Genomic DNA, 15,699 nt, shown 5'->3' on the forward strand with positions numbered 1-15,699 from the left:
CTTTTCTTCTTTGCTTCGCATGATATATTTTCGTCGCATATTTTCTCTCTCCTTTTCCTTTATACTAACACAAAAAGATGGTAGGCACTTTCGTGTCTACCATCTTTTTACCACTTCAGGCCTACGGCTCCGGGGCAGATTTTATAAAACGTCGGGGAACGCGCTTTATTTCAGCCTTCTCCGCTGGCTCAAAAACGCCTCAAAATTCAATCACCACAACAACCGGTACAAGCTGTATAAAAAAGACCACCGCCCCGATTTCGCAGCCGGCAGCGGGTGATTTGTTATGTGATGTAAAAACACTCTGGCCTGTTCTACTGGGCCCTGCGCAGTTTTTTGATCGCCGCGGTGTGGTCCATTACGACCGTTTCAAGGGTGCGCAGCCGGTCCCGCATATCATCGGGCCGGGCGGCCCGGCCGTTGGCCTTGTCCAGCTTTTCGGCAATGTCGGTGTACTGCTCTCTATCCTATCAAGCCGCATTACCATGGCAGCCCGGCCTGTGCGCAGCGCTGCAACTTCCTTGTTTAGCCCACCCAACTGCTCATGAAGGGGCTTTAATAATTCGGCAATCTGCTGTAAAGTGTATAAAGCAAACAGTTTGAGCGGTTCGATACATACAAAAAAGCGGCCAAGCACACCACCGCTTAACCGCATAGCAAGGACCTAACCCGACAAAAGAAAAGCACCCCGGAACCGCTTGGTTCCGGGGTGCTTTTTGGTGGGAGCGGGTGGATTCGAACCACCGAAGCAAAAATGCAACAGATTTACAGTCTGCCCCCATTGGCCACTCGGGAACACTCCCACATGTTCCGCGCTCGTTCAGTGAGTGCTAGTGTATTATAGCAAACTGGCGAAAAAATTGCAAGCCCTTTTTCGTTTTTTTTCCTTTTCGCCGCGCGGGCCCACAAATTAAAAAATTCGTCATATTTTTCACCGGGTTTTGTGCTATAATGTTTAACATACATAAATATTTTTAACAATCTAGAACGCCCGACGGCCCCGCCGCCGGGCCAGGAAGAGGAGGCAATCTTATGGCGGAAATTTCCGGATACTCCCGCATCACCCCCGAGCTGGAAGCAATGGCGGCTGCCTGCCTGGCCAACAGCCAGATCGACAAGAACGACTACGTGCGCTACGACGTCAAGCGCGGCCTGCGCGATCTGAACGGCACCGGCGTGCTGGCCGGTCTCACCGAAATCAGTGAGATCGTGAGCAGCAAAACGGTAAACGGCGAAAAACAGCCCTGCGAAGGCGAATTGTATTACCGCGGCTACCGCATCGAGGATCTCACCCGCGACATTGCGCGGGACAAACGCTTTGGCTTTGAAGAGACCGCGTATCTTCTGATGTTCGGCCAGCTGCCCACGAACCGGCAGCTGCAGGAATTCAACGAGCAGCTGGCGTTTTACCGCAGCCTGCCCACCAACTTTGTGCGGGACGTCATTTTGAAGGCCCCCAGCAAAGACATGATGAATACCCTGGCCCGGTGCGTGCTCACCATGGCCAGCTACGACGACTGCCCCGACGATATCTCCCTGGCCAACGTGGTGCGCCAGTGTGTGGACCTCATCGCCATCTTCCCCCTGATCTCGGTGTACGGCTACCAGGCCTACAACTACTACAAAAACGGCAGCAGCCTGTACATCCACGCCCCCCGGCCGGACCTCTCCACCGCCGAGAATATCCTCACCCTGTTGCGGCCGGACGGCTCTTACACCCCGCTGGAGGCCCACATTCTGGACCTGTGCCTGGTGCTTCACGCCGAGCACGGCGGCGGCAACAACTCCACCTTCACCACCCACGTGGTCACCAGCTCCGGCACCGATACTTACAGCTGCATGGCCGCCGCCCTGGCCAGCCTCAAGGGCCCCCGCCACGGCGGCGCGAACATCAAGGTGGTGGAAATGTTCGAGGACATGAAGGCCAACATCAAGGACTGGCACGACGAAGACGAGGTGCGCGCCTACCTGCAGGGTCTTTTGAACGGCGAGCACTTCGACCACAGCGGCCTGATCTACGGCATGGGCCATGCGGTGTATTCCATCAGCGACCCCCGGGCCACCATTCTCAAGAGCTTTGTGGACCGCCTTTCCCAGGAAAAGGGCCTGCACGAGGAATATGCCCTGTATTCTGCGGTGGAGCGCCTCGCGCCCGAGGTCATCGGCGCAAAGCGCAAGATCTACAAGGGCGTTTCCGCCAATGTGGACTTCTACAGCGGCTTTGTGTACAAAATGCTGGATCTGCCCACCGAGCTGTTCACCCCTCTGTTCGCCATCGCCCGGGTGGCCGGCTGGAGCGCCCACCGCATGGAAGAGCTCATCAACATGGGCAAAATCATCCGCCCGGCCTACAAGGCGGTCATGCCCCACCGGGATTACCTGCCCATGAGCCAGCGCAATTAAACACCTCAAACGTCACCCCAAGGGGGGCGGAGCAACTGCTCCGCCCCCCTTTTCCTGTTTTTCCGGTCAGCCCTTCACCGCTTTTTCAAAGGCTGCCACCAGCTCCTCCCCCACCTGTTCCCGGATGGAATCGTACACACCGCTCACCTTTTCCAGCATTTGGCCACGCAGCTCGTCCTCAATGGGCACGATCTCCACGCCCGCGTCGGTGATGGTCTTTTTGTAGCCCTCGATGCGCTTGTCCGCCTCGGCGCGGGTGGCCTGGTGCGCCTCAATGAGCGCCTGCTGCACCGCTGCCTGCAGCTCTGCCGGCAGCGCCTGGAACTTTTCCTCGTTCATCACCATGACCAGGTTGTGCAGCAGGTGGTTCGTTTCCACCACCGCCTTCTGCACCTCGTAGAACTTTTGCGACACAATCAGGTCATAGGGGTTCTCCTGCGCGTCGATGGTCTTTTGCTGCAGGCCGATGTACACCTCGCTGAAGTCCATGGGGGTGGGGTTTGCCCCCAGGTCCTTCCAGTAGGCGATGTGGTTTTTGTTGTCCATCACGCGAATTTTCTGGCCGCCGAAGTCTGCCAGAGTGCGCACCGGCGTGCTTGTGGACATCACCCGGAAGCCCGCGTCCGCAAAGGCGAACAGGTGCAGCCCCCCTTTGGCAAAGGCCTGCTGCATGGGCTGCAGCACCTCGTTTGAGTCCAGCGCCCTGCGGGCCGACGCAAGGTCCGGAAAAAGGTTCGGCAGGTCGAACACAGCGGCCTCCGGCACGTAATTCACAAAACTGCTGGTCACTAAAACCACAAAGTCAATGTTTCCCGCCTTGGTTCCCTCGATCATCTCGGCGTCCTTGCCCATGGCGCTGTCGGTATACACGGTGGCCTGGATCGCGCCGCCGCTTTTTTCCTTCATCAACTCGGCGGCGGTGGAGGCCAGCACATAGTTCACGCTGTTTTCGCTGGTGGAAATGCCGATGTTGAAATTGTACTGCGCCCCGCTCTGCGGGGCCGCCGGCTGGCTTTGGCCCGCAGAGCTGCCCGCCGCCGGTCCGGCGGAAACGGGCGCCGGTGTGCCGCCGCAGCCCGCCAGCATCAGGGGCAGGCAGGCCGCCAGGCCCCCGGCCAGGATCTTGTTCCAGAATGTTTTTTTCATTTCAAAGTCCCTCCTTCATTTATGCTCCGACCAGCAGCAGGCTGATCTGCGGTACAAAATTGATGAGCAGCAGGCAAACCAGAAACGCCGCGATAAACGGCGCCGCCTTTTTTGCAATGCTCATGGCGGGCACGCCGGTCATATTGCTGGTCACAAACAGGTTCATGCCCATCGGCGGGGTCACAAAGCCCACGGCCAGGTTGCAGACCATCAGGATGCCCAGGTGGATAGGGTTGATCCCCACCGTCTGCGCCAGCGGCAGCAGGATCGGCGTCAGGATCATGATCGACACCAGCGGGTCCATCAGCATGCCCGCCGCAAGCAGGATCACGTTGATGATCAGCAATACGCCCACCCTGCCGCTCACCAGCGAGAGCACCCCCTCGCTGATGGCGCCGGACACCTGCAGAAGCGACACCACCCGCCCAAAGGTGGTCGCGGTGGCAATGATAAAGATGATGGCCGCATAGGTTTTGACCCCTTCCCGCAGCATGGGCAGAAGGTCGCGCCAGGTCATGCTCTTATAAATGAACAGGCTCACAAACAGCGCGTAAAAGATCGAAATGCCCGCCGCCTCGGTGGGCGAGGCAATGCCGCCGTAAATGCTGCCCAGAATGATCACCGGGGTCAGCAGCGCCCAGCTGCTCTCGCGCAGCAGCCTGCCAAAGCCCTGCGCACGGATGGTCTCGTAGTTTTCCTGCAGGCGGGCCTTATCCTCCCCGTGCCGCTTGCAATAGGCCCACGCCACCACCATCAGCCCCAGGGCGATCAGCGCGCCCGGCAGAATGCCCGCGATGAACAGCGCCGAGGTGGAGGTGTTGGACATGGAACTGTACACAATAAAGGGGATGCTGGGCGGGATGATGACCCCCAGCCCGCCAGCCACCGCCACGATGGCCGAGGCGAACACCAGATCGTACCCCATGCCGGTCAGAAAGGGGATGGCCATCGCTCCCACCGCCGCGGTGGTGGCCGGCCCCGAGCCGGAAATGGCCCCGTAGAACAGGCAGGTGATAATGGCCGCGCAGGGGAAGCCCGCGGTCTTGTTGCCGATAAAATAGGCAAAAAAGTTGAACAGCCTCTTGGAAATCCCGCCCTTCGCCATAATTACGCCGGACAGCATGAACAGCGGGATTGCCAGGATGGGAAAGCTGTTCAGCCCGTTCAGCATGCTGCGCACCGCCGCGTCCACCGTAAAGGGGAAGGCCGGGTTTGCCAGCACGGGCAGGATCGAAATACCGCCGAACACCACCCCAATGGGAATGGCGATCGCGATCATGACCAGCAGCGCCGCAAAAAACACCGTGAGCGACATTACACCGCGCCCCCTTTCTTCTGCGCCGGCCGCAGCAGCGCCCGGGCGGTTTGCAGCATGTGCTGCACCATGCGCAGAATGCCCAGCCCAAAACCCGCCAGCGGGGCGGAGTACACATATTTCATGGGCAGGCCCATGGCCGAGCTGGTCTGGCCGCTGGCCAGCACCTCCTGCAGGATCGTCACGCTGCCCCTAGCGAACAGGGCGAACAGCAGCACCACCACCAGGCTCGCCAGCAGATCCACCGCTGTGCGCAGGCGCCGCGGCAGGGCGTTCACCGCCATGTCGATGCGGATCTCAGTGCCCTTTTTGATGCAGTACCCAATGCTCAAAAAGCCCGACCAGATGTAACAGAAGCGGTTCAGCTCCTCGCTCCAGGTGAGCGAGGAGTTCAACACCTTGCGCATAAACACCTGAAAGCCCGTCAGCAGGCACATAACGGCCAAAAATACAACGAGCAGCGCTTCTTCCAGATGTTCGTCAAGCCACTTAAAAATCTTCACGCCATTCTCCCTCCTTTACAGCGCCGTGTACATTCGTTCCAGCGCGGCCTCGCTCAGCGTGATCCCCAGGCCCGGCCCCTCGGGCACGAAAAAGCTCATCTCCCCGTCCGCTTCCAGGGGGCGGGCAAGCAGCTCGTTGCGCAGGCCGTTTTCGTTGGTTTCCGATTCAATGATCTCGGTGTTCGGCAGGCTGGCTGCCAGGTGCAGGCTGGCTGCAAAGTGCACCGCCGAGCCAAACGAGTGCATGGAAACCGGCTTGTTTTGTGCGGCGCCCAACGCCGCGATCTTGCGGCACTCGGTAACGCCGCCGCTCCACCCGATATCCGGCTGTAAAATATCCACCGCGCCCTGTTCCAGCAGGCGGCCGTAGTTCATCACCCCCTGTTCGGTCTCAAACCCCATCACCAGAATCCCCTGCAGCTGCCGGCGCAGCCGGGCACAGCCCTCCAGGTCCTCAAACAGGGTGGGTTCCTCCAGCCAGTCCACCCCGCACCGCGCAAGGTCCCTGCCGTAGTGTACAATGGTGCCGCTGCTCCAGGCCGCGTTCAGATCCACCAGCAGCCGGCCCTCCTTCACCAGGGCGCGGGCTGCTGCGATCCGCGCCAGGTCCTCCTCCACGCTTACCCCGTATTCCGCGCTCGCCATGCAGCGCAGCGGGTGGCCGGGCAGCGCGGGGGTGCGGCCCGCCTTGATCTTTACGTGGCGGTACCCCTTTTGCAGGTTGCGTTCCACCTCCCGGCGCAGCCCGTCCAGCCCTTTTCCAGGGGCGTAAAACCCGCAGCTCGCGTACGAGGGCACCCGGTCGGCATAGCCGCCCAGCAGCTTATAAACGGGCATGCCCGCCGCTTTGCCCAAAATGTCCCACAGCGCGACATCCACTCCGCTCATAAGCCCCATAATAAGCCCGCGGCGGCCGTGTGCCACGGTGCGCCAGAACAGCTTTTGCCAGATCCACTCGATGCGGGTGGGGTCCTCGCCGATCAGCGTGGGGGCCAGGTGATCTTCCAGCAGCGCCTTGCCCGCCCGCAGCGAGCAGCCGTACAAAAACGCCTCGCCGATGCCCTCGAGCCCTTTGTCCGTCACAACGCGCACCAGCAGCGCCTGCCGCGCCTTCACGTCGATCAGCGCATCCCCCATGCGCGGGCTCTCCCACCGCAGGGGGATGGCTTTTATTTCAATGATCTTCATGGATCGCTCCTCTTGTTTCAAATTCCCTCGCTTGTTTGCAAACAGCTTCTGTGGTATATTGATTATAACATGAGTAAGTTTTAAACGGAATTTCGGATATTTTGGACAAATTATAAGTTTTCCTTATACCCGAGTCCAACGCAAGGGGGCAGGCATACCGCATGGATATGAAGTATTTTCTCTATTTTTTGGAGATCGCGCGGGCCAAAAATCTGTCGCGGGCGGCCGAGCGGCTGTATGTCTCCCAGTCCGCCCTGAGCCAGTTTCTGGCCCGTGAAGAGGCGGAGCTGGGGGTAAAGCTGTTTTTGCGCCGCCACAACACCCTGCTGCTCACCCCGGCGGGCCAGCGCTACTTCGAGGCCTGCCAGGACATTCTGGACCGCAAAAACCGCCTGTACCAGGAGCTGGCAAATCTCGAGACCTGTAAGGTGGGCAGCATGGCGGTGGGCATCACCCCCCAGTGGGGCTGCGAAATGTTCTCCCGCATCTACCCCATCTTCCAGCGTGATTACCCCAACTACACCCTCAAGCTCTTCGAGGACACTACCTTTCCCCTCATGAGCATGGTCCGGCAAAAGGAGCTGGATCTCGCCATCCTGGCCTTCAACCGGCTGGACGGCATCCCCCTGCACTGCGAGACCATCTGCGAGGAGCGGTTCGTGCTGGCCGCGCCCGCCGCCTTCTGCGACCGGCTGCCAGGCGGCGAGGGGCAGGGGCCGGAGTTTCCTGTGGCCGGGCTGGGGCAGTTCTCCTCCCGCAGGTTCATCCTCTCCCGCCGGGGCACCGCCATCCGCGAGATCCAGGACGAAATGTTTGCTGCAAACGGCATCGAGCCCAGCATCCTGTGCGAGATCAACAACTTCGACGCCACCCTGCGCCTTGTGTCCGAGGGGCTGGGGGTGTCGGTCGTGCCGCTCTCCTGCGTCCGTCCCTCGCCCCGGGTGCGCTATTTCTTCCCGCCGCGGCCCTGGAGCTGGAAGATCGGGGTGGCCTACCGCAACCGCTTTGTCCACAGCGCGGCCAGCTCCTATTTGCTCGAGCTGGTGAACCTGTATTTTCACGGGCAGCGCGGCGCCGCGCCGGAGCCCTGAGCGCACAAAAAAGCCCGCCCCCGTTTTCCACGGGAGCGGGCTTTTCAGTTGAAAATCAGCAGACCACTTACTGCTTCACGATCACGCCCTTGGGGCAGACCTCCACGCACTGGCCGCAGCCGATGCATTTCTCGTAGTCGATGCGGGCCAAAAAGTTCTCCACCTTGATCGCCTCGGTGGGGCAGGCCTTTTGGCACTTCATGCAGCCAATGCAGCCGGTCTGGCACTCCTTGTTGGTCAAAGCGCCTTTCTCGGTGTTGTGGCACAGCACCAGGGGCTTTGCCTCGGTGCCGCCCAGGATGTCGATCACATCGTGGGGGCACACGGCGGCGCAGGCGCCGCAGCCGGTGCACTTTTCAGCGTCCACCTGGGCGATGCCCTCCACAATATGGATGGCGTCGAACTTGCAGGCCTTCACGCAGTCGCCCAGGCCGATGCAGCTGAACACGCAGGCCTTGGGGCCGCCGTGCAGCGCCGCGGCCGCGGCGCAGCTCTGGATGCCGCTGTAGTCAAACCGCTGGCCGCACACGCCGGGTTTGCCCTGGCAGGCGGCTACGGCCTTCACCACCGCGGTGGCCCCGGCGTCCACGCCCATCACAGCGGCCACGGCGTCCGCCGTCTTGGCGCCGCCGGGCACGCACTTGTTCACCGGCGCACCGGCCTCCACAATGGCCTTGGCGTAGTCGGCGCAGCCGGCGTAGCCGCAGGCGCCGCAGTTGGCGCCGGGCAGGCAACCGTTCACCTCGCCGATGCGCGGGTCCTCCTCCACATGCATGAACTTGGCGGCCAGCACCAGGATCACCGCGCCCAGAAGGCCCACGACGGTAACGATCGCAATTGCTAATCCAATAGTCATGTTCCAGCCTCCCTTACACAGTTCCAAAAATGCCTTCGATCAGGCCGCCGAAGCCGCCGAAGGAAAGCGCGGTAGCAGCCGCGGCCACCAGGGTGATGGGCAGGCCTTCAAAGCACTTGGGGGTCTGGGCCTCCTCCAGCCGCTTGCGCACGCCGGAGAAAATGACCATCGCCAGCATAAAGCCCACGCCCGCGCCCACCGCGCACACGATGCTCTCCAAAAAGCTGTAGCCGTTGTCGATGTTCAGCACGGTCACGCCCAGCACCGCGCAGTTGGTGGTGATCAGGGGCAGATACACGCCCAGCGCCTTGTGCAGCGGGGGCATATACTTTTTCATGATGATCTCCACCAGCTGCACCAGCACGGCGATCACCAGAATGAACACGATGGTCTGCAAATACCCCAGATCCCATTTCAGGCCGCCGTTGCCGTCCGAGGGGGTCAGCAGGTAGGTCTGGATGGGCCAGGTCACCGCGGTGGCCAGGGTCATCACGAACACCACCGCGCAGCTCATGCCAAAGGCGGAGTTCAGTTTTTTGGAAACGCCCAGGAAGGGGCAGATGCCCAGGAACTTCACCAGCACATAGTTGTCCACCAGGATCATGGTGAAGAAAATGGAAGCAAGCTTTACCGCCATTATTCACAGCCTCCTTTCGCGCCGCAGGCGCCCTGGGAGGGGCAGCCCTCGCAGCCGATGCTGCGTTTTTTCTTGTTGCCTGTGCGGTTCTCAATAAAGATCACCAGCGCCATCAGGATGCCGAAGGTGAAAAAGCCGCCGGCGGGGGTGGTCATAAAGGTAAAGCGCTCCACGCTCTCGGGGATGATGGTCATGCCGAACCAGCTGCCCGAACCAATGATCTCGCGGATCGAGCCCATCACCACCAGGGTCAGGGTAAAGCCCAGGCCCATGCCCAGGCCGTCGATGGCGGAATCCAGCACCTTGTTTTTCGAGGCAAACATTTCAGCCCGGCCCAGAATGATGCAGTTCACCACGATCAGCGGCAAAAACACGCCCAGCGCCTTGTCCAGCTCGGGTACGTAGGCCTTCACCAGCATCTGCACGATCGACACGAAGGTGGCGATCACCGTGATGTAGGCCGGCAGGCGCACCTTGTCGGGAATCATCTTGCGCAGCGCGCTGATCACGATGTTGGAACAAAACAGCACAAAGGTGGCTGCAACGCCCATGCCCAGGCCGTTGAAGGCCAGGGTGGTAACGGCCAGGGTGGGGCAGGTGCCCAGAACCAGGCGAAGCACCGGGTTCTCCTTGATGAGGCCGTTGGTAAAGATCTGACTCTTTTTCATAACTCGAACAGCCCCCTTTCTCAGGACGCAGCCGGGGCGCTGCTGGCCCCGCTGGTATCAGCCGGCTGGCTGGTTTCTTGGCCGTCTTCCGGCCCGCTGGCGGGCGCGGACGTATCGCCGCCGGGCACAGGCTCACCGCCCGCGGCGGGGTTCATGGCCGCCATGGCCTGCACGCACTTGCGCACAACCTTTTTCACGCCCACGGTCGATTCGGTGGCGCCGGCGATGGTGTCCACGCCGTCCAGCCCCTCTTCATTCTGCACACCGGTGAACTGGCCCAGGAAATCCTCGCTGGCCGCCTGATCGCCGATGCCCGGGGTCTGGTGCGAAACGTCCACCCACATGCCGGTGATCGCGCCGGTCTCGTCAAAAGCCACCGCCACGGTCAGGGGCTCCGGGGTGCCGTAGCCGTCGTGGGTGTAGCCGGTGCCGGTGCCCACCAACACGGTCATGCCGCCGTTCCGATAAGCGGCCTCCAGGCCCTCGGGGGTATCAATGGCCTCAGGTGCGCCGCCCAGCAGCTGCTCCACGGCCTCCTCCAGGGTCATCTGCGGGGTCTCTTCCTCGATCACCGCCGCCTGGCCCAGGGCCACCTCGTTGAAGCAGTTCACCGCGGTGTTGATGGCCGCCACGGCCGCCTTGGACGACACGGTCGCGCCGCTCAAAGCGTCCACGCCCTTGCCCAGCTCCTGGGTGCCGGCGAGGCCGATGAACTGCTGGGCAAAGGCGGTGCCCTCCGCGCTGCCGTCCACCAGCTTCTGGCCGTAGCCCGCGGTCTCGCTGTTCTCCATAAACTGGATGCCCACGATGCTGCCCTCGGCGTCAAAGCCCACGACCACCGGCACATCGCCGCCAAAGCCCTTGGCGCTGGCCTTGATGGCCCAGCCCGCGCCGTTGGTGGCCTTCATCACGGCCTGCACGTTGGTGGTGGCAAAATCGGTCACCTCTTCAAAATTGTCGGCGCCCGGCACCACCACCAGGTAAGCCTGGTTGGCGGCCGCCGCCTGCTGCTCGGCAATGATGGGGGCGGTGAACTGGTTGGTCACCGCCAGACCCGCGCTGGCGATCAGGCAGATCACCACCAGCACCACCACGGGCTTTAACATGTCGTTCCAGGTATTCTTTTTCATGCTGCGTGCGCCCCCTTCTTTTTCTTACCGGCGCCCAGGGGTTTTTGCCGGGTCAGGTCGTTCAGGTACGGCACCAGCAGGTTCATGAACAGGATTGCGTACGAAACGCCCTCCGGCATGTTGGCAAAGGTGCGGATGCCGAAGGTCAAAAGGCCCAGCCCAATGCCGAAGATGAGTTTGCCCTTCAGGGTGAAGGGGCTGGTCACATAGTCGGTCGCCATAAACACCGCACCGAACAGCAGGCCGCCCGCCAGCACCTCGTGCAGCACCAGCATCCCGGCGTCGCCCAGGGGCATGCCGCCGTTTGCGAACAGGCGGTACAGCAGCGAGAACGCCGCGTAGCTGCCCACATAAGTAAGCGGGATCGACGGGCTGATGGTGCGGCTCGCCACCAGCCAGGCAAATCCCAGCAGGATGGCCAGCGCGCAGGTCTCGCCCAAAACGCCCCCGTGCACGCCCAGAAACAGGTCGGTCAAAGGGTACTGACCCAGCAGCGGGGCGCCCTCCGCATTGGCCACCTGCAGCGGGGTGGCCCCCGCCGCCGCGTCGATGCCCATCTTGCGGAACGCCAGCACCGCCTTGGTGGGGAACACCCACTTGGTCATGCTGCCGGCAAACCCGGTGAACAGCACGATGCGGCCCACCAGGGCGGGGTTTGCAAAGTTGAAGCCGATGCCGCCGAACAATTGCTTGGCGATCACGATGGCGATGAACGCGCCGATGATCGCGATCCACACAGGGATGCCCACGGGCATGTTCAGCCCCAGGATGATGCCGGTCACCACGGCCGACAGATCCCCCACCGGGATCGGCTTTTTCATCAGCAGGCAGTACAGGTACTCAAAGCCCACGCAGGCCGCGGTGGTGATGCCCACCACCAGCAAGGCGCGCCAGCCGAAGATCAGCGCGCTGGCCGCCACGCAGGGCAGCAGCGCCACCACCACGTTGCCCATCAGCCCCCGGGTGGACGAGCGGTCCTGAATGTGGGGGGAGGCAGTTACGGTCAAACGGTTTTCCATGTTACTTCTTTGCCTCCTTCGCTGCAAAATCCTTGGCCAGGCTCATGGTCTGGGTGACCGGGCGCTTGGCCGGGCAAACATAGCTGCAGGTGCCGCACAGCATGCACAGATCCACGCACAGCTTGTCCAGCTCCTCGGTGTCCTTGCGGGTAAAGGCCCCGGCGATCTGCACGGGGGCCAGGCCCATGGGGCAGCCCTCAATGCAGCGCCCGCAGCGGATGCAGGGCTGGGGGGCGGGCATGGCCGCCTTCTGGGCGGTAAAGGCCAGCAGGCCGTTGTTCTGCTTGAGCACAGGCTCGTCCATCGTGGCCACCGCCACGCCCATCATGGGCCCGCCCATGATCACCTTGCCCAGCTCCACGCCCTCCTTCAGGCCGCAGAACGCGAACACCTCGCTGATGGGGGTGCCGATCAGCACCTCCACGTTCTTGGGGGCGGCAACGGCGTCGCCGTCCACGGTCAGGCGCTTTGCCACCAGCGGCATGCCGGTGGCCAGGTATTTGCCAATGGTCGACACAGTGGTCACGTTCAGCACGATCACCCCCGCGTCGCAGGGCAGCCCGCCCTGGGGCACCTCGCGGCCGGTGGCGCTCTCGATCAAAATCTTTTCGGCACCCTGGGGGTAGCGGGTCTTGAGGGGCTTCACCGAAACGCCCTCCACGCCTTTGGCCAGGCTGCACATCAGGTCGATGCACTCGGGCTTGTTGCGCTCAATGGCAATGATGCAGCTCTTGATCTCCAGGTACTTCATCACCGCCTGGATGCCGCTCATCACCGTCTCGCTGTTCTCCAAAAACTCCCGGGCGTCGGCGGTCAGGTAGGGCTCGCACTCGGCCCCGTTGATCACCAGGGTATCCACCGGGGTCTTGGGGCTCAGCTTTACCGCAGTGGGAAAGCCGGCGCCGCCCAGGCCCACCAGCCCGCAGGCCTGCACCGCCGCAATAAAGCTGGCCTTGTCGGTCACCAGGGGGGCCTTCACCGCCGGGTCCACGGTCTGCTCCCCGTCCGGCTGAATGACCACCGCCGGGCAGTCCGCGCCGCTCGAAAGCCGCACGCTGTCCACCGCGGTCACGGTGCCGGACACGCTGGAATAGATGTTGGCGCTCACGAAGCCCTGGGCCTCGCCCACCAGGGTGCCCACCATCACGGTGTCGCCCTTTTTGACCACCGGCGCACAAGGCGCGCCAATGTGCTGGCGCATGGGCAGAACGACCTTGCTGGGCACGGGCATTTTTTCCGTGGCCAGGGCGGCCGTTCCCTTTTCATGCGGCACGCCGGCGCCGCGCGCCGCGCGTTTGAGCTGTTTCAACATGAATTGAACGTTCCCCCATTTCTCAAAACTTAACTCCAGGGCGCCGGGCATGCCAAATCAGAGTGCGCCCGCGCCCACTCCATTTTATTTTACCATCTCGATCGCACAAGTCAACAGAAAACCCGCAACTCGAACCGAGTATTTTTTTGGTATTTAAGGCGTTTTCCCGTGCGGTTTGGGTCGCCAAAAAGGGTTTGCACAAAAGGGCCTGTGTGTGGTATACTGATAACACACATTAACAGATAACACAGAGCGCGCTGCGCGCCGGCAGGCCGCCGGCTGCGCGCCGCGTCATAGAGGAGGTTGTTCTCTTGAAACTGCTCGGCAAGATCCTGTTGTTCCTGGTGGCGGTGGGTGCCGCCCTGTTCGGCCTGGCTGCGCTGCAGCAGGAGGCCGGCCCCCGTTACATCTCGGTGTATGACACCGACGAGGACGAAATGCCCTACTGACCCCGCCCAAAAGCGCAGCGCCCCGGCCTTTGAAGGCCGGGGCGCCGTTTTATTTTATCGCTCTTTCACGGCCACAAGCTCGATGTAGCCGCGCTCGCCCACCGGTTCCAGCTGGATGCGGGGGTTTTTGTCATCCCACGCATAGCCCAGCACCGCCGGGTCGTACCGCCCGATCGCCCCCTGCACCTGCTCGATGGCGGCGCAGTAGTCCTCCTCGGCAAACGCCTCGCCCTGAAAGCGCAGGTACTTCGCCGCGGGCAGCTCCACGATCTCGAATCCCTCCGGCACGGGGCCGTCCCAGCCCGGCGCCAGCTCGGCCCCCTGCACATACTCCGAGGTCCCGGGCGCGATCAGGTGCCTGGGCAGCCACAGGCTCACCGGCTCGCCCCCCAGGCTGGTCAGCAGGCCCCACACCTCGCACCCCACCTCTTCGCAGTAGGCAAAGTAGTCCCGCGCGGCCACCCCGCGGCGGATCAGCACCCTGCGCGCCGGTTTTTCCACCAGCTGCACAAACACGGTCTTTGCGTTTTCCATTTTGTTCTCCTTTCGCAGTTCACGATACTTCACGCCGTAAGGGGTGAAGAGCCACAGGGGTACCGGCGCGCGCGCATACTCTCCGGGGTTGCACCCGAACGCCCTGTAAAACGCCCTCTGGTATCCGTCCACACTGCCGAACCCCAGCTCAAACGCCAGGTCCGCCACCTTTACCTGCCCGCCGCGCAGCCGCAGCGCCGAGCGGGAAAGCCGCAGCCTGCGGATGTACTCGGCCGGGGTCATATTTACCCACCGCACGAACAGCCTGTAGGAATACCAGGGGGAATACATCGAGACCCGCGCCAGGTCGGCCAGGCCCAGCTCTTCGCCAAGATGGGCCTCGATATAATCCTGCATGCGCTGCACCGCCAGGATCTGCTCCTCCAACGCCCTCACCTCCTTACACCCTCAGTTTACCGGATGCGCCCTCCCAAATGCTCGACCTTTTTTGCTCTTCTGCCGCCGCTCTGCGCTCTGCCCCCGCCAAAGGGAAAGAGGGGCCCTGCGGCCCCCCTTGTTTTTCGCTCTCTCAAAGTCCCCGGAACGCCGCGGCGGGCCGGGCGCGCGCCCGGCGGCTTCACTTTCTCAGGATCCGTTCCAGCTGCTCCGGGCCCAGCAGGTTCACCGTCTCAAACCGGCCCTTGTAAAACACGCCCCAGTTGTTGAAAACGCAGGGCAGCTCCTTTGCCTTCTGCAGGGTATCCACCCGGATCAGGGTCGCGGGCACGCCCTTTGCCCCGCAATACTGCTTTACCTTTTCCACATACTGGTACACATAGGGGCATTGCAGGTCATAATAGACCGTGAGCTCCCTGCCATCGATCCTCTCCTTTTTGGCATTTGGGGCAAACCGGGGCGCCGTGCCGCCGAACGGGAGCGCCAGCAGCTCATACCCGTTTTCGGTGGCGTCCACCGCCTCAAAACCGAACTTCTTTGCAAAGGCCTGGTCCGAGAGCCAGGACTTCTGCTTTTTGGCCCCCAGCATACAGACGCCCGATCCCCCCTTCTCCCTGGCGTCGGCCAAACAATACTCCATCAGGGCTTTTCCATATCCTTTGCCCTTGTCCTCGCCGGTGACCCACAGGCAGTACACATAATAATACCCCTCGCCCACGATGGGGACCCACGCCGTTTCCAGGGGCGCATATTCAATAAAGACCGTGGCCTTTGCGTTCAGCTTTCGAAAAACGTGCCCCTCGCGCAGCCGATCCGCAAGCCATTGCCGCTTGGCCTCAACCCCAGGGTGGGGCTTTTTTGTGCGGATGATACAGCACAGATGCTCCTGCGCCAGGTTTTCCGGCGTTAAATTCAAAAAATCAGCGGCCATGTGCACCCTCTCCTTCGCTCCTCAGGATAAAAACCAGATGGTATCATGATACCATGAAAACCGCAAAATGGGAACCGGCCGCCAAAGCGCCTTTCTTTTTGCCGGGCCGCGCGCCTGCGCG

General features: G+C 61.9%; 16 protein-coding genes and 1 tRNA gene. 4 read left to right on the plus strand and 13 right to left on the minus strand.

Annotated features, from left to right (window positions below):
* Window positions 1-92: 92 nt before the first annotated feature.
* Entirely contained in the window at window positions 93-548 is a 456-nt protein-coding gene (locus ACMLHZ_RS11160; protein ID WP_418667774.1) for a hypothetical protein, read from the plus strand.
* Between the two features lie 169 nt (window positions 549-717).
* On the opposite strand, the gene ACMLHZ_RS11165 is transcribed toward ACMLHZ_RS11160, so the two are convergent.
* Window positions 718-803 (minus strand) — tRNA-Tyr (locus tag ACMLHZ_RS11165).
* A 229-nt stretch (window positions 804-1,032) separates the two neighbouring features.
* Here ACMLHZ_RS11165 and ACMLHZ_RS11170 point away from each other — a divergent pair.
* Window positions 1,033-2,403: a citrate/2-methylcitrate synthase gene (locus tag ACMLHZ_RS11170; RefSeq protein WP_418667775.1), complete on the plus strand. Its 1,371-nt coding sequence runs from the start codon at window positions 1,033-1,035 to the stop codon at window positions 2,401-2,403.
* 66 nt (window positions 2,404-2,469) lie between these two features.
* Here the strand turns inward: ACMLHZ_RS11170 and ACMLHZ_RS11175 are convergent, their stop codons facing one another.
* Genes ACMLHZ_RS11175 through ACMLHZ_RS11190 form a run of 4 tightly spaced genes read right to left on the minus strand, consistent with a single transcriptional unit; the run spans window position 2,470 to window position 6,555 of the window.
* Window positions 2,470-3,549 carry a TRAP transporter substrate-binding protein gene (locus ACMLHZ_RS11175; protein WP_418667776.1) on the minus strand — a complete coding sequence of 360 codons (1,080 nt, stop codon included), beginning with the start codon at window positions 3,547-3,549 and terminating at the stop codon, window positions 2,470-2,472.
* Between the two features lie 19 nt (window positions 3,550-3,568).
* A complete protein-coding gene (locus ACMLHZ_RS11180) occupies window positions 3,569-4,864 on the minus strand; it encodes a TRAP transporter large permease (protein WP_418667777.1) in 1,296 nt (431 codons plus the stop codon).
* Window positions 4,864-5,367 carry a TRAP transporter small permease gene (locus ACMLHZ_RS11185; RefSeq protein WP_418667778.1) on the minus strand — a complete coding sequence of 168 codons (504 nt, stop codon included), beginning with the start codon at window positions 5,365-5,367 and terminating at the stop codon, window positions 4,864-4,866. The genes ACMLHZ_RS11180 and ACMLHZ_RS11185 overlap by 1 nt, the downstream gene beginning before the upstream one ends.
* Before the next feature lie 15 nt (window positions 5,368-5,382).
* Window positions 5,383-6,555: a mandelate racemase/muconate lactonizing enzyme family protein gene (locus ACMLHZ_RS11190; RefSeq protein ID WP_418667779.1), complete on the minus strand. Its 1,173-nt coding sequence runs from the start codon at window positions 6,553-6,555 to the stop codon at window positions 5,383-5,385.
* Between the two features lie 161 nt (window positions 6,556-6,716).
* On the opposite strand from ACMLHZ_RS11190, the gene ACMLHZ_RS11195 reads away from it, so the two are divergent.
* Entirely contained in the window at window positions 6,717-7,646 is a 930-nt protein-coding gene (locus ACMLHZ_RS11195) for a LysR family transcriptional regulator (protein WP_418667780.1), read from the plus strand.
* 67 nt (window positions 7,647-7,713) lie between these two features.
* Here the strand turns inward: ACMLHZ_RS11195 and ACMLHZ_RS11200 are convergent, their stop codons facing one another.
* From ACMLHZ_RS11200 to rsxC, 6 genes are read right to left on the minus strand one after another with little or no spacing between them, the layout of a single operon-like run.
* Entirely contained in the window at window positions 7,714-8,502 is a 789-nt protein-coding gene (locus tag ACMLHZ_RS11200; protein WP_418667781.1) for an RnfABCDGE type electron transport complex subunit B, read from the minus strand.
* Between the two features lie 13 nt (window positions 8,503-8,515).
* On the minus strand, window positions 8,516-9,139 hold the full coding sequence (locus tag ACMLHZ_RS11205; RefSeq protein ID WP_418667782.1) for an electron transport complex protein RnfA: 624 nt from the start codon (window positions 9,137-9,139) through the stop codon (window positions 8,516-8,518).
* Window positions 9,139-9,807: an electron transport complex subunit RsxE gene (rsxE, locus tag ACMLHZ_RS11210; protein ID WP_418667783.1), complete on the minus strand. Its 669-nt coding sequence runs from the start codon at window positions 9,805-9,807 to the stop codon at window positions 9,139-9,141. Before rsxE ends, ACMLHZ_RS11205 begins: the two co-directional genes overlap by 1 nt.
* A 20-nt stretch (window positions 9,808-9,827) precedes the next feature.
* Window positions 9,828-10,937, minus strand: a complete 1,110-nt coding sequence (locus tag ACMLHZ_RS11215; RefSeq protein ID WP_418667784.1) for an FMN-binding protein — start codon at window positions 10,935-10,937, stop codon at window positions 9,828-9,830.
* Entirely contained in the window at window positions 10,934-11,956 is a 1,023-nt protein-coding gene (locus ACMLHZ_RS11220; RefSeq protein ID WP_418667785.1) for an RnfABCDGE type electron transport complex subunit D, read from the minus strand. Before ACMLHZ_RS11220 ends, ACMLHZ_RS11215 begins: the two co-directional genes overlap by 4 nt.
* 1 nt (window position 11,957) lies before the next feature.
* The gene (gene rsxC / locus ACMLHZ_RS11225) at window positions 11,958-13,268 is read right to left on the minus strand and encodes an electron transport complex subunit RsxC (protein ID WP_418667786.1); all 1,311 of its coding nucleotides are present in this window, start codon (window positions 13,266-13,268) and stop codon (window positions 11,958-11,960) included.
* 311 nt (window positions 13,269-13,579) lie between these two features.
* On the opposite strand from rsxC, the gene ACMLHZ_RS11230 reads away from it, so the two are divergent.
* Window positions 13,580-13,717 carry a hypothetical protein gene (locus tag ACMLHZ_RS11230; RefSeq protein ID WP_418667787.1) on the plus strand — a complete coding sequence of 46 codons (138 nt, stop codon included), beginning with the start codon at window positions 13,580-13,582 and terminating at the stop codon, window positions 13,715-13,717.
* Window positions 13,718-13,771: 54 nt separating this feature from the next.
* Here the strand turns inward: ACMLHZ_RS11230 and ACMLHZ_RS11235 are convergent, their stop codons facing one another.
* Window positions 13,772-14,638 carry a helix-turn-helix transcriptional regulator gene (locus tag ACMLHZ_RS11235; protein WP_418667788.1) on the minus strand — a complete coding sequence of 289 codons (867 nt, stop codon included), beginning with the start codon at window positions 14,636-14,638 and terminating at the stop codon, window positions 13,772-13,774.
* A gap of 190 nt (window positions 14,639-14,828) precedes the next feature.
* On the minus strand, window positions 14,829-15,578 hold the full coding sequence (locus tag ACMLHZ_RS11240) for a GNAT family N-acetyltransferase (RefSeq protein WP_418667789.1): 750 nt from the start codon (window positions 15,576-15,578) through the stop codon (window positions 14,829-14,831).
* Window positions 15,579-15,699: the final 121 nt, after the last annotated feature.

The sequence above is a fragment of the Allofournierella sp. genome (assembly GCF_048388525.1).
GTDB lineage: Bacteria > Bacillota > Clostridia > Oscillospirales > Ruminococcaceae > BQOK01.

Excerpts from the sequence above, each read along its gene's own strand:
- ACMLHZ_RS11190 (WP_418667779.1), bottom strand. The coding sequence starts at position 6,555 with ATGAAGATCATTGAAATAAAAGCCATCCCCCTGCGGTGGGAGAGCCCG.
- ACMLHZ_RS11170 (WP_418667775.1), top strand. The coding sequence starts at position 1,033 with ATGGCGGAAATTTCCGGATACTCCCGCATCACCCCCGAGCTGGAAGCA.
- ACMLHZ_RS11205 (WP_418667782.1), bottom strand. The coding sequence starts at position 9,139 with ATGGCGGTAAAGCTTGCTTCCATTTTCTTCACCATGATCCTGGTGGAC.
- ACMLHZ_RS11200 (WP_418667781.1), bottom strand. The coding sequence starts at position 8,502 with ATGACTATTGGATTAGCAATTGCGATCGTTACCGTCGTGGGCCTTCTG.
- ACMLHZ_RS11215 (WP_418667784.1), bottom strand. The coding sequence starts at position 10,937 with ATGAAAAAGAATACCTGGAACGACATGTTAAAGCCCGTGGTGGTGCTG.
- ACMLHZ_RS11180 (WP_418667777.1), bottom strand. The coding sequence starts at position 4,864 with ATGTCGCTCACGGTGTTTTTTGCGGCGCTGCTGGTCATGATCGCGATC.
- ACMLHZ_RS11195 (WP_418667780.1), top strand. The coding sequence starts at position 6,717 with ATGGATATGAAGTATTTTCTCTATTTTTTGGAGATCGCGCGGGCCAAA.
- ACMLHZ_RS11220 (WP_418667785.1), bottom strand. The coding sequence starts at position 11,956 with ATGGAAAACCGTTTGACCGTAACTGCCTCCCCCCACATTCAGGACCGC.
- rsxC (WP_418667786.1), bottom strand. The coding sequence starts at position 13,268 with ATGTTGAAACAGCTCAAACGCGCGGCGCGCGGCGCCGGCGTGCCGCAT.
- ACMLHZ_RS11175 (WP_418667776.1), bottom strand. The coding sequence starts at position 3,549 with ATGAAAAAAACATTCTGGAACAAGATCCTGGCCGGGGGCCTGGCGGCC.
- rsxE (WP_418667783.1), bottom strand. The coding sequence starts at position 9,807 with ATGAAAAAGAGTCAGATCTTTACCAACGGCCTCATCAAGGAGAACCCG.
- ACMLHZ_RS11240 (WP_418667789.1), bottom strand. The coding sequence starts at position 15,578 with ATGGCCGCTGATTTTTTGAATTTAACGCCGGAAAACCTGGCGCAGGAG.